Genomic DNA, 12,525 nt, shown 5'->3' with positions numbered 1-12,525 from the left:
TTCTTACCTTTTATTACCATTCAAATTATAGCAATTGTGATAATTTAGCAATAGCGTGGAACATAAAAGTTTCACAAAAACTTACAACTAATGCATCAATATACCAATAATCACACATGGCACACATCTGGTCATATGCACTTTCGATACAATCGAATACGCTGTGCCGCCTGAAGCAGGATGCACAGCAATAAAATATTAAGCGCCTTTTTCATGCTCAATAATAACTTGCGCCACTGCTTTCGCAGCTGACCAATACTTTGAGTTAAATGCAGCGAGTTCCGTATCATTTGAGATAAAGCCAAGCTCTACAATCAAGCCACCAGCATTCACGTATGCCAGTCGACCACGTGCTGATTTACTTTGATCAATCCAACCGTTGTCACCACGTAACCGGCTGCCCAATGCGTCTGCTACAGCTTTGGATAAGTCTTGAGCCAGTTTCTTGTCTTTTGGTAGAGAAATGGTTTCAATACCGTTTGCCTGTTTTGATGTTGCTGCATTCATGTGAAATTCAACCGCAACACTTGAGCCCTGAATCAACTTTACCGCAGCGGACAATGGGTCATTCTTGGTGCCAGTACCATCGGTCTTGACTTGCAGCCCCGCTTCACGCAAATAATGAGTCACTGCATTTCGGAAGTTGACGACCAGATCGGCTTCTTTAATTTTTCCATTTACTGCACCGGGGTCTGTATTACTGTGTCCAGCTGTAATAGTGGCAAAGCCTAAAGGCTGATTGTGTAATTGTGGCTGTGCGATTTTACGACCTACCCAGCTTAGGGCTGGCAATACAGTACCAATAATAAAAGGCGCATATTGTTCAGGGATAAAATTAAAGTCTAATGCCCACTGAATAACTAAAACTGCAAGCATTAAAAAAGCCCCCAGTAGTGGGAGCTTTACGGATAAGTACTGAAGTGCACTTTCTTGGATTAATTTCATTTTTCCTCTCTCATATTTCGTTCATAAAGTTTGTTGCGGATTTCTTCAACCGTTCTTAAAAGCTGATCGTACTGTTTTTCAAGAACTTGGATGGACTGGCTATTTGCCATTGTCTGAGTGTTTACCGTGTCTGTTTTGCTCGTCTGAGTATTCCAAGCGACGACGAATAGACCGGCCAAGAAAATGCCGCCAAAGCGTACAAGGTTGGTGATACTGTCGATCTTGGTTTTGCTCTCATGCAGCACTCTGATCTGTGAATCCACTTCCTTAAATTTTGGATCGACTTCATTTCTGAGTTGCTTAATCTCACTTTTGAAGTTTGACTTTGCTCGATCCAACTCGTCCTGAAGATTGTCACGTGTTTGCGACAAATCACTTCTGGTCTGCTGATGGTCTTTATTAAGCTGCTCCAACTGCATATTCATGCGGTCAAGCTTTTGGGGCATTTCAGCTAACTTATCCATATTTTTTGATATGTCGCTGATCTTGTCTGAGATAGCAAGCAACTGCCCTGCTGTTGCTATCGGTGGATCGGATGAGTAGTCATTCGACATTGCGCCCCCTAATTTTTGGCAATAAAAAACCCCGATCTAATTAAAGATCGGGGTTGGTGGTGGTTTGCTGGGTATCTTAGTGTTTACACTCAATGATTTATGATAGGATTGGCGATATTTTTTCAGCGCTGGTTAAGAAAATTGGATATGTCTTGGCTCTTGTTTTACTACATAATGCTAATAATTTTCGCGGTTTTAGCGGCATTTTTAAATTCCAGAGGAAAAATTGGATACTCTTTTTTCTTTTTAGTATTTATTGGGTACTCTTATCTTTCTAGAACAGATGAACCTAAGAACGATACTCTTGCATATGATAATTTTATGCAGTTGCCACTCAGTTATTACTATGATTTTTATTATTTAAGGGAGCCTATTTACTGGTTTAGCTCCAAGTTCCTATATGATTATTTTGAGAATACTATTCCTGTTTATATATTCATAGATTTATTGTCTATAGCTCTATTTTTGTATGCTCTCTACAAAAGCAAATACCAAACCTATTTCTTATATATTTTTACAGTATTCTTTGTAAGTGTTTTAGGCTTCCAAAATGTCTATCGACAATACTTGGCTACTTTTTTCATCATTGCTTCTCTTTTTTTACTTGCTGATAGAAAGCATATCTGGAAGTTGGTCACTTTAGGTTTTGGGGTGCTTACACACAATGTGGCTGCACTTTTCTTTCCAATGCTTTTGGCTTCAAAAAAGATAAATAGCATCTGGAAGATGCTTATTGCATTATTACCTTTAGCGATAGCACTTCGTTTTTTATCAGGAAGTAAATCAAATACAGAAACTGGAGAAACAGATCCTATTTTATATGTCATAGTTTTTTTATTAACCATGATTTTATTTATGGCTCTAAATAAACTTCGGTTCACTGGGAAATATTTAAAATACTTCTATTACTATATATATTCAGCTATTTTGATAGCTATCTCATTGCCGCTTTTTGGCCAAGCGCAAGTGAAACGTGTTGCAATGATCTGTCTTTTAATTTCATTGTTTATTCTGTATGAAACAATAGAAAATAAATTCAAAGACTATCAATTGATAGTTATGCGAATTATTTTTGTATTACTATCTGTTGCACCAATTGCAGTATCCACAACACTTCAAGAGATGTTAAGTTAGTATAAAACCATGAATCCTGTGATTCATGGTTTTTTAATTACAGGCCTAAAATCTTTCCTTGCCACGCTGTAGGGACAGATACGCCTTTATCTGACCTTCCACTTATTGCTGCATCAATAGATCCACCTGCGCGAACAACATTAACAATGTGCGGAGCAAAGTTTGTGTAGTTGGTCTGCACAAGTTGACTATCTGCGGTTCCTGTCACTGTTGCCTTGTTTAGTATCAGGGATACCTCTGAGCAGCCATTATAATCAGGATAAACAAGACCGCCTTTGAGAATCTGAGTAGCACCACCGTTAATAGTAAAACTATTTTTACCTGTAACAGACCATACGCATGCATTTTCATTTAGCCCCGTTACATCAGGCTTAATCACATTAATGTTACTCAATGTGAGATTGGATGATTCATTTAAATTAATGTGACTTGTAAACGTCAATGTAGGGAAGTTAGTTGTTTCAGTAGTTGTTATATGCACATCACAATACAAGTTCTTAATTGCCGATACGCTATAACTACCTGCTGCCAATATGATCGTATATGGCATTTTCTGTGGTTGAGTTACATTCTTGTCAGCCACTGAGTATGTGATAATTCTAGCTAAAGCCTCGTCAAGAGTTAATAGCGGAAGATTTGACAACAACCCAGTATTCTTATTGCTCCCCGTTGATGCGTTTACATACAGTATCCGTTGGTCATTATCATACTGAATGCCTCGAATATATGTACCGTCAAACGACTGAGGAACATATAGCTCAGTGTTGTATCGGCTTAGTTTGCTAAAGTAATCACCAACAGTACTTGTTTTTCGACTAGCAAGTATTCGAGTCTTACTATTGGCACCCAACAGCATACAAGTTTGATCAGCAGCGCCAACAAAGTTTCCGATAATTACGGGAGAGTAATTTGTATAAGCGCAATAACCAGTTACTCTATTCTTCTCAGTATAAAGCGTTTGAATATTAGCTAAACCCATGCAGACAACTGTGCCAACATCGTTCAGCTCTGTGACGATTGCGGTGCCAGTTAAGCCGAATGATCCAAAAGACACGAAGCCGAACTGTTTGTTTAGCTCATTAAGTGTTGTGTCTGTATCGGTCCCCGCATCGAAAAATGTAATTAAATTCGTCGTGTTCAGCGGTGTATTATCTGAAAGCGAATTCCAATAACCGTCAACAATACAAGCATTGTTATCTGAACGCAAATATAAGCCACACTTGTAGCTTAGGCTTCGACAATCAAACTTGGACTGCCAACAAGCGTTAGCCATAATTCCGTAATCAAAACCTTTTGTATATAGTCGAACCTTTGATTGCGGTGAGTTTTGAAGGCGAACTCCCATAAAACCGCGCTTTCCACTCGCAGTGATTACAGAGAAGTCTAATAAGCCGATGCCATGTGTGCCGCTAATGTTTCCATTGTCATACATTGCCCCGTTTGTCATCTCATTAAATGCGGTTCTAACACCACCCGCTTTGAAGTTGCTTGAACTAATAGCAGGTTTTAGTGGGTCATCAAAATCAGCAACAATACAGGATGCTAAATCAATGTTATTTGAATTAAATCCGAGTTCTGTTGACCCAACTATTTGAGTGTAAGCGCCAATCCATAAAGTATCTGTTATTCGGTATTTTTTTGGATTAAGGCGTAAAACACCACCGCCACCCCTCTGATTCATTACAGCAATGGATGTGTCCCATACTGTAGAGCTAATGAAATTCAGCGCAACTTTAAAAGCTACAGTGTCGTCTGCAACTTCATCGCCAATTGCGCCCGCCCATTCAGGATAAATAACAGTTTCAAGTGTAATGCGTACCCACCCATTAAACACCATGATGCCATCATTAACAGATGCTTTTGATGAGTTGTATTCAAACCAACCACCCTGCAACCCTTTAACAAAGACACGCATTCCATTTTTAGGGTTTGGTATTCCTATCATTTCATATATTGAAGCTAATCCATCATTAATTTTTTCTTGAGACTGTCCATTATAAGTAACAAATGAAGCATCCCAGCCTTTATTTTTAAAATCTACAAGAATAAAAGCACTATTTCTATTTTTGATCACAATAGAATGTTGTGCTGTTTTGAGATAAACCTTAGTTGGACTACCATTGCGCACAGGGTAGCCGTTTCTGGTACGAATTGGCTGTGCAGCTGGAACTGTGAAATCAGAATCCCAAAAAACCTCTACAGGGAAAAGCTCTGGATCTTTTCCATATTCCCCAAAAAACAAGAAACCCGCATCAAGCGGGCTTCCATCAATATCAGCAATAGCTGTGTATGGTGCTAAAAACATGGTCATAGCAAATTAACTCCGTGGGTTTAAAGCGTCTTCTACACGCTTGCGAACTTTTCTGTCTTTGATGTGTTTGGTTGAGATTCGTAGTGCACTTGCGACTGGTGCAGGAAAGCCTGACATGCCAGACAAAACCAAATCCATTGCTGCTGATAGTGTTGCTGCTGTATTGCTGTGGTTGATTGCCGCAGAAGTTGGGACGGTGAAGATTGTCTTGGAGACTTCATTCAGGGCTCGCAACTTATCTGCACCTTGCTTGCCAAAAATGAAATCAAGCTTATCGTCAAGTTTTCGAATCTGAGCATTGAGCGCAGCCGGGCTAATCATTTGATTACCTTGACCGTCTGGTGCTACGCCCTTGGTTGCCTCATCCTTGATGCTTTGAAGTACAGCGGCTTGAATTTCACTCCAAGATTGTTTGCCTTCTGGTCCAGCTGTCATGATGGTGCGCTTGGCTTGTCGCAAGTCATCCAGAGATCCGCTATAAATCACACGATCAACTACTTTTTCATAAGCAACCTTTCGATCATCAGTTCCCTTTTTATTGCTGGTCAGGTCCTTGATGATGGTGTGCTTTTCCCACTTATCGCCAAATCGCTTACGCTCTGCCCGGGCAGCCTTATACAGTGTTCCAGCATACGGATCGACATGAGCATCAATAAAGCCTTTAAGAATGGTCGCCTGTCGAATGTTTGGTGCTTCTTGATTCACGTTACCGTTAATCTCGGAACGCCATTTTTCAAGCTGTTTAATAGTGGGATTACCAGGCACCAAACTGCCATCATCAGCCTTTTGCGCAATGCCAAGTGATACCGCTGTACGTTTAGCCGCCGTAATGATTGGTGTGGTTGGCAATTCAGGCTGTGAGTTCAGATAATCAATTACTGAGATTTCACCATCCTCAAGAACGCTCACTGGTCGAGTTACATCAACCGGTGTGCTGGCTTCTTCAGACTTATCAGCTTTGTTATAAGCGACGCGGACACGATTTTTATCGTTCTGCATTTGCTTCTGCAATGCACCATCAACCATTAAGCCAACATCGCGAGCATTACCACCTGTCTGGCTGCCTGTTTGATCAATGAATGCATCAAAGTTTTGCTGAATTGCCTGATGCTGCTGTTCATAACGCTGGCGAAGTGGAGCACCCATTTCGCCATCTTTTGCGGTCTCAACTTCAAACTTAAGCTGTGCAGGGTCGCGGCTGATCTGACCTTTAGTGAGTTCAGGGGTTATCGGCAGATCTGCGGCCAGAGCTTGACGCACTGTAGCCGGATCTACTTGTGCTGCACCAATGTTTGCTGGTGCTGGACCAGTGCTTGAGCTCTCACGATTAAAGGCATTTTTAGCCGCTTCCGTAACCGCTGTGACTGGCCGTTTCGCCTGTTCAACCGCCTGAGCGACAACAGGTTTTGCAGCCTGAGTGACTTCCCTTGCAGCTGTGGTCGCTACTGGTACAGATGCACGACCTAAAGTTGCAGTAGTTGTGCCAACACCACCACCCAATACAGGCGGCAATGTGTCAAGACCACTGTCTTCGATAAACTCACCAACTGCACCTACAGCACGTCGACCGCCTGCCGTTCTTGGCTCATAAGTCAAAGCATTAGAGAGCTGTGTAGCTCGATTTACGGCATTTTGTGCACCTTGCTGAGTACCAAATGTGCCATCAATGACAGATTCAGCAATACCATGCAAACCGCCTGCAGCCTGACCAATAGCACCACCAACCGCACCAGTTGCAAGTGTTAAACCTGCCTCTGCTCCACCAATGATTTTATCCATTGTGCTTAATGGTGCTTGTTGTGGTGGAGCTTTTGGCATTTGTGGTTCAATAATATTGCCGTTTGCATCAAAATCAGGGACGGAGCTTTGGTGACTTGTTGGCATCGGTAGTTTGACGATATTATCTTTTAGGTCTCTCTCCAGAGCTTCTCGTTGTTGATTGCTGAGCCTTCCGGAGTAATAAGCATCAGATACATTTTGAGGTAGCATGACTGGCTCTACTGCTTTTTTCTGCCCCATTAATTTAGCGCCACTTGGTAGCATCACCTTGCCAGCCTTTACGTCTGACTCAAAAGCATTCTTTTGCTCAGTTGTGAGCTTTCCGCCACGGTATGCTTTGTAGACATCAGCAATGGTTGGTTGTTTCTGAGCATCTCGTTTACTCTTAACGCGATCAAATGTGCTGCCACTCATTCCAATATCGCTCCATGTTTTTTTAGGTTGTTTGTAACTATCTGGCGCAGAAGGAAGGGAAGCCCAAGTTCCACCTGATTTCTTGACTGCTGTGGGAATATCTCCTTTTAAGACATGCGGTAGCGCACCGTTTTGAGCTAATAGTGCGACAGCGGCAATATCTTGGCTTTTAGGTGAAAAGTCCTTCAATCCGAGTTGTTTTGCGAGGCTGTTCCAAGTTGGTCCCAAGAATTGATAGCGACCCGCAGCACTGGTTTTGTTTTTTTTGCCATCGGTCTGGGTGAACTCTTTCAAGATACCAGGATGTTTACTTAAATCACTTAAACGCTCGTTACCAAACATTGTGTGGTAACCATGCTTCACGCCCTCAGCTGAAGCAATCACCCCTAGCATTTTTCGAACATTTGGATTTTTCAGGTATTGTTCAATTTCTTGTCTTGTCACCATCTTTGCAAATCCTACAGGCAATAAAAAACCGCCCCAATGGCGGCATGTTTTAATTTCAGCTCAATCAAAAATATCTCTCTCATACGGCTTTTCAAGAAAGGATGCTCTGTCCTCAAGATCGCTAATTTGCCCCTGAAGAAACTTGATAGTTTTATCCTTATCTTCGTTTTCACACTCAAGAGAATAGATTCTTTCCTCAAGAGCATGAATTTTTGTTCCCATGCTCATGAAGTTTTCATTCATCCTTTTGTCATGACGATTGGCTAGATAAAATAACCAAACCCCAATAATAATCCACGCCAATATCGACATGAGATAACCCCCTTTATTGTTAAAGAAAGGTTATCACAACTTTAAGGCGAAATATTAAAATAGATCGCCTGACCAGTGGTTGCCTGCTGACTACGACTTTGTTTATCTTGATTCTTGAGTGCTCCCCCTAAATTCTTTTGGTAAAACTCAGAAAATGGAGTGCCTTTCGGAACTCGAACACCCAGCACCTCAATGTCGCGCTTACTTGAGCCAAGCTGCCCATTCTGATTAACCCACTCAGCCTTCATCTGCTTGTGGGCTGCATCAACCTCACTCATTTTAGCCACACCGCGCAAGAACGTTGTAATGGTAGTCGAATCAGCATTTGATGGTGGAAATCCTTTGCGCGCCATCTCAATATCCTTATCTGTTGCTGGGCCGGGTGGTAAAGCCTTAAGTACCTCACTGTTAATCAGGCGGTCATATTCCCTCATCATAGCGTTTTGCTCATCATTTGAGAAACCAGTTGCACGTTTAAATCCCGCCCATCCAGATGTAAACCAGCCACCAGCCTGAGACTCTTTGGCATATCGATCTGCAAGACTGTTGAGTTTTTGGGATTGTGTCTGAGCGGCTGCCGAGTCTGTGACAAGCTCATTTACAAGTTTTTCCGCCCCTGGGCTTAACTTGGCTTGGCTTTGACCTAACTCCTCAAGCTTTAATTGAGTGTTGGTCTCCAACTTGTCACGCTCCAACCCTAGCTGTCCTGCACGATACTCAATTTGTGATTGAACGTTCGCGATATTCCATTTTTTTTCATCAGGCAGCCATTCATTCTCAATCTTGGTCTGTTCGGTTTCAGCTTCAATTTTTCCAATTTCAGCTTCGGCTTTTGGCCCAAGCCACTTGGTTTCGGTTTCGGTTTTTTCAGTCTCGGCTTTAACCTTACCTGTTTGAGCCTGTTTGTTTTCGATCTCAAACGGTGTTAAATCGTTTTGATTCAATGCACCTAATACATCTTTAAACTGGCTTGGATTGGTTGAGGCAAGGGTAAGGCCGGTTAATGTTTGAAGTCCCTCAGGATTTGTTTCAGCCATAGTTGCCATCTGACGCAAATAACCAGCTGTTTCTTTATCGCCCGAATTCTCATAGCCAACAGCTTCAGTTTCAAGAATAGACTTAGCCAGGTCAAAACGCTTGCTTGCCGTAGCAGCATAAATACGTGACGCTGTTTTAAAGGTGGCCTGTTGTTTACCTGAATCTAGAACATCATAAGATCGTTTAAAATCTTCTGCTAAAGCTGGATACTTCGCCATAATATTGGCGTAATCATCATGGGTTTTGTTTGGCTTGGATGCAAAGGCTGATAACTCCTGTTGCATCTGTTGCTTTTGAATAGCTTCACGTTCAGCTTGTTCTTTAGCTTGCATGAACTGTCCAATTTGCATGCCTTGAGTAAGGCCAGTCATGGCAGTCTGAATAGGGTTTTGCACATCAAGCATATAGTTAATTGGCTGCACCATAATTAAAACATCCCCATCATATTCATACCGCCGATCTGGCCAATAGCACCAGTTAAGCCATTCCACATATTTGCATTAGCTTGACCTTTTGCTAAAGCTGCACCCGCCTGAGCTGCACCAGACTGCTGATAAAGGTTTGAAATATTGCTTGCAGCCTGCATGCCTGCGTTACCGGTTCCGGCTGCCGCGTTCTGACCGAGTGAGGTCATGCCTGCTAGATTTTGATAGCGCTGGTTAATCAATTGATTGAGCAACTGTGGTCTGAATTGCGCTAATGCCGCTTGAGTATTGCCACCACGTAGGCCGCCAGTAGCCGATGCATTTTGCAAAATGGCATTTTCACCTTGTTGCAAATAGGTCTGCATTTCAGCGCTATTATTGATGCCATCAATAGCGGCTTGTTGCTTTTCCGCCCCATTGATTCCAAGTAGATCTTGTTGACCTGCTAAGCCACCTAGTCCGGCATCAGCATAAGGTTTTAAGAGTTTTTGAACTGCGTCAAACTGTCGACGCTGTTCTTCAACGCCCATTTCAGATGATTGGATCTGGGCGTTGGCTGCTGAGTTTGCTGCCTTTTTTTGTGCGCGGCTGGACATTACACCACCGACAACCGCACTACCAACTACCGCTGCTGCAACTGGCATAAGTATTCTCCTTTAGTTAAGCCCACCAATGTCTGGTCAAGCAATTCACCGTTTTTCAAGAATGATTGAGTTAAAACACCTTCTTTTTTAAATCCAAGTTGAAGCGCATAAAACAGGGCTTTTTTATTGGTCGAAGGTGTATAGGAAATTGCTTTTTGATAATTGTTGAATAGGTAATCAAGCAGCAACCGCCCCGCCTGAAATGCTTCTTTGCCGTGTAGTAATAAACAGGTGTGAATTTCTGCGGTTACTGCATTTTGTGGAACAAGCATAAACAAGCCTTTGATTTCTTCATTCTGGTAGATACCAAGACATTCAAAGGAGTGTGGTAGTTGCTGAATTTCATGATTTTTAGATGCATCGTCAGAAATATCATCATTAACTGCAGCATCTAAAATCACACGGTTTATTAGGTCGAGATCATTCAAAGGCTGCAATGTAATCATGTGACCTCTCGACCTGATGCTCGAATGGTTAATGATGTAGCAGCACTGGCAATCATACTAATCGCATCGCCCGGTTCTAACACATGGCCAACCAATTCAGGGCAAACATAAGTTTCACCAGCTGCTACTGATTTGGTTTTAATGACTGCATTGGCATCTGCTACCGATCCACCTTCAGGAACCAGGTTGCAGCTAAATGTCACCGCTGCCGCCGTGGTGTTGGTGACAGTCACCTTATCAATCATGGTTTTAGAGTTGGTGGCAATATATTGGTTTGTTTGAGCATCTTCTAACTGCTTAGAAGGGATAATACATGTGACTTTGACAGCCATTAGACTATCTCCAATGTTGAGATTTCATGGTGGTGAATGTGGGTAGGTTCGATATGGTCATGTGCAACATGCTCATAACGTGGTGTTAGATCGTCATGCTGGCAGTTACACTGATGCACTGGCTCCATTGCCTTAACTTCTGCTAAAGCTTCAACCGCCTGAATCAAAGCGATTGCTAACACACCTTGAGCCGCTGCGCTCTCGACCTGAAATTGAATTTCATCTAGGCTTGCATCTTGTCGATTTATTTCACCAGGTAATATTTCAAAAACCTGCTCAAAGGCTTTGAGTGTTCTAGGGTCTTTAAAAATCTTGGCAAGCTCTTCGCGGCTTGGTTTCTTGGGTCTGACTAACATTTAAACCCCCAATGGCTCTACTTTTGCCTCTAATCGCGCAACTGATAATCGTGCTGCTGATGTGCCTGTAAATCGCTGTATGCGCCAGTTTTGCATGTATCCTTGCTGGAACCACACAAGGCGCTTTGTACGCTCTCCACGCTTACCAACACTGATAAACTTAGGCATGGACCATTCGACGCCATCAACCGAGTATTGCGTATAAATTCGGGATTCTTTGCCAAACGCATTGCGACCAGTTAAGGCAATCAATTCGAGTTGATGAAAGATTGCACCGCTTGATTCGTTATAGACAATCGCTGTACCAAACTGCCACTCGACAACCTCACCCCAATGCTCACCAGACTGATCTGTGAGCACACCAAGCTTTGCTTCTGCTGTGTGACCAACAAACCATTGGTTATGTGCATAAGTCATATTGCGAGCTTTATAGCCGCCACCGCTATTCAGGACAAACCATGTGGATTGCTCGGTTGCCTGTGAAGCTGTCGCGTCATAAACCAGTGTTTGATCAGGTAGATGAATATAAAGCCATGAATGACCTTCAATCTGACGCGACTCTAACTGTGAATTTGCAAGCTGAGATTCTGTATAACTAGAAAGAATCTGCTCTATTTCACGCGTTGCAATCTTTTGAGCTGTTCCAGCTGCGGCAACATAAATACTAACTGCTTCATTTCGACCACCGCCCAGCATGGCAATTGCATCCATGTAGACACAGCATGCTTTTCTGCTGATCGCGCCTTTCATAACCTGAGCGCCATCAATACGCTGGAATGGAAAGTATTCACCGCCGACGTTATCAAACACCTCAATCGTGTGTCGGTTTAAAACATACACCTCATTTCTGAGTTTGATTAAGCCAACAATAGGATCGGGGTCTACTTCTGATGAGCCGTATTTAAGCGGATTCACTTCAAAAGGATTATTTAACTCAGTGACAACAATGTTGTTGCTATCACTTGTCATGAAATAACCATCCACCCAAATCACATCATGCACAGCACCCAGATTGGAATCAGTAACTTGCTTGAGTGTGCCGTTGTATAAGTACAAGACAACTCCTGCGTTAATAGCTAGATAATCAAATGAGTAGTCAAATGAACACGGGCCACCGGATTGCACATCACCCAGCTCGATAACCTGCCCGGATGCTGAGATTTTTACAAACTTGGTTCCGCACACCCGGTAATGCTCACCACGCCAAACAATACCACCGCGATCCACACCTGGTAGATCAGCAGCGTGGTTAATGCCTTCGGCCGGCCGTAAGTATCCAGCCGAAATCCCCTGTCCTTTTGGAACTGGAATCAGATTCACCGGATAGGCTGTGCGAAAGTCAGAGTTATTGTCAGTGTAGATTCCATCCAAAATAGGGATTTGCATAA

12 protein-coding genes are annotated in these 12,525 nt (G+C 42.7%); 1 reads left to right on the top strand and 11 read right to left on the bottom strand.

Annotation, left to right across the window (positions count from 1 at the left end; all coding sequences use genetic code 11):
- Nucleotides 1–198: 198 nt before the first annotated feature.
- A complete protein-coding gene (locus FTU75_RS16285) occupies nt 199–945 on the bottom strand; it encodes an N-acetylmuramoyl-L-alanine amidase (protein WP_180116461.1) in 747 nt (248 codons plus the stop codon).
- Entirely contained in the window at nt 942–1,499 is a 558-nt protein-coding gene (locus FTU75_RS16280; RefSeq protein WP_180116460.1) for a hypothetical protein, read from the bottom strand. The genes FTU75_RS16285 and FTU75_RS16280 overlap by 4 nt, the downstream gene beginning before the upstream one ends.
- Nucleotides 1,500–1,646: 147 nt before the next feature.
- Between FTU75_RS16280 and FTU75_RS16275 the strand changes: the two genes are divergently transcribed.
- Nucleotides 1,647–2,633 carry an EpsG family protein gene (locus tag FTU75_RS16275; protein WP_180116459.1) on the top strand — a complete coding sequence of 329 codons (987 nt, stop codon included), beginning with the start codon at nt 1,647–1,649 and terminating at the stop codon, nt 2,631–2,633.
- Nucleotides 2,634–2,670: 37 nt separating this feature from the next.
- Here FTU75_RS16275 and FTU75_RS16270 read toward each other — a convergent pair whose 3' ends face one another.
- From FTU75_RS16270 to FTU75_RS16230, 9 genes are read right to left on the bottom strand one after another with little or no spacing between them, the layout of a single operon-like run.
- Nucleotides 2,671–4,944, bottom strand: coding sequence for a hypothetical protein (locus FTU75_RS16270; RefSeq protein ID WP_180116458.1), 2,274 nt, complete (start codon nt 4,942–4,944; stop codon nt 2,671–2,673).
- Nucleotides 4,945–4,950: 6 nt separating this feature from the next.
- On the bottom strand, nt 4,951–7,584 hold the full coding sequence (locus tag FTU75_RS16265; RefSeq protein WP_180116457.1) for a glycoside hydrolase family 104 protein: 2,634 nt from the start codon (nt 7,582–7,584) through the stop codon (nt 4,951–4,953).
- Nucleotides 7,585–7,644: 60 nt separating this feature from the next.
- Entirely contained in the window at nt 7,645–7,896 is a 252-nt protein-coding gene (locus FTU75_RS16260; protein ID WP_180116456.1) for a hypothetical protein, read from the bottom strand.
- Between the two features lie 41 nt (nt 7,897–7,937).
- Complete coding sequence (locus tag FTU75_RS16255; RefSeq protein WP_180116455.1) at nt 7,938–9,359, bottom strand: hypothetical protein; 1,422 nt, start codon at nt 9,357–9,359, stop codon at nt 7,938–7,940.
- Nucleotides 9,360–9,361: 2 nt separating this feature from the next.
- Entirely contained in the window at nt 9,362–10,003 is a 642-nt protein-coding gene (locus tag FTU75_RS16250; protein WP_180116454.1) for a hypothetical protein, read from the bottom strand.
- Nucleotides 9,982–10,449: a GNAT family N-acetyltransferase gene (locus FTU75_RS16245; protein WP_218948381.1), complete on the bottom strand. Its 468-nt coding sequence runs from the start codon at nt 10,447–10,449 to the stop codon at nt 9,982–9,984. Before FTU75_RS16245 ends, FTU75_RS16250 begins: the two co-directional genes overlap by 22 nt.
- Entirely contained in the window at nt 10,446–10,781 is a 336-nt protein-coding gene (locus tag FTU75_RS16240) for a hypothetical protein (RefSeq protein ID WP_180116453.1), read from the bottom strand. The genes FTU75_RS16245 and FTU75_RS16240 overlap by 4 nt, the downstream gene beginning before the upstream one ends.
- Entirely contained in the window at nt 10,781–11,137 is a 357-nt protein-coding gene (locus FTU75_RS16235; protein ID WP_180116452.1) for a hypothetical protein, read from the bottom strand. The genes FTU75_RS16240 and FTU75_RS16235 overlap by 1 nt, the downstream gene beginning before the upstream one ends.
- Entirely contained in the window at nt 11,138–12,523 is a 1,386-nt protein-coding gene (locus tag FTU75_RS16230; protein ID WP_180116451.1) for a packaged DNA stabilization protein, read from the bottom strand.
- Nucleotides 12,524–12,525: the final 2 nt, after the last annotated feature.

It is taken from the genome of Acinetobacter sp. YH12140, from assembly GCF_013418475.1.
Lineage (GTDB): Bacteria > Pseudomonadota > Gammaproteobacteria > Pseudomonadales > Moraxellaceae > Acinetobacter > Acinetobacter amyesii.
The sequence above is the reverse complement of the archived record's forward strand: the minus strand, read 5'-3'. Positions and strand labels throughout refer to the sequence as shown.

Bases quoted from the DNA above. Each gene is read 5' to 3' on its own strand.
- FTU75_RS16285 (WP_180116461.1), bottom strand. From the start codon at position 945: ATGAAATTAATCCAAGAAAGTGCACTTCAGTACTTATCCGTAAAGCTC.
- FTU75_RS16280 (WP_180116460.1), bottom strand. From the start codon at position 1,499: ATGTCGAATGACTACTCATCCGATCCACCGATAGCAACAGCAGGGCAG.
- FTU75_RS16275 (WP_180116459.1), top strand. From the start codon at position 1,647: ATGTCTTGGCTCTTGTTTTACTACATAATGCTAATAATTTTCGCGGTT.
- FTU75_RS16270 (WP_180116458.1), bottom strand. From the start codon at position 4,944: ATGACCATGTTTTTAGCACCATACACAGCTATTGCTGATATTGATGGA.
- FTU75_RS16265 (WP_180116457.1), bottom strand. From the start codon at position 7,584: ATGGTGACAAGACAAGAAATTGAACAATACCTGAAAAATCCAAATGTT.
- FTU75_RS16260 (WP_180116456.1), bottom strand. From the start codon at position 7,896: ATGTCGATATTGGCGTGGATTATTATTGGGGTTTGGTTATTTTATCTA.
- FTU75_RS16255 (WP_180116455.1), bottom strand. From the start codon at position 9,359: ATGGTGCAGCCAATTAACTATATGCTTGATGTGCAAAACCCTATTCAG.
- FTU75_RS16250 (WP_180116454.1), bottom strand. From the start codon at position 10,003: ATGCCAGTTGCAGCAGCGGTAGTTGGTAGTGCGGTTGTCGGTGGTGTA.
- FTU75_RS16245 (WP_218948381.1), bottom strand. From the start codon at position 10,449: ATGATTACATTGCAGCCTTTGAATGATCTCGACCTAATAAACCGTGTG.
- FTU75_RS16240 (WP_180116453.1), bottom strand. From the start codon at position 10,781: ATGGCTGTCAAAGTCACATGTATTATCCCTTCTAAGCAGTTAGAAGAT.
- FTU75_RS16235 (WP_180116452.1), bottom strand. From the start codon at position 11,137: ATGTTAGTCAGACCCAAGAAACCAAGCCGCGAAGAGCTTGCCAAGATT.
- FTU75_RS16230 (WP_180116451.1), bottom strand. From the start codon at position 12,523: ATGCAAATCCCTATTTTGGATGGAATCTACACTGACAATAACTCTGAC.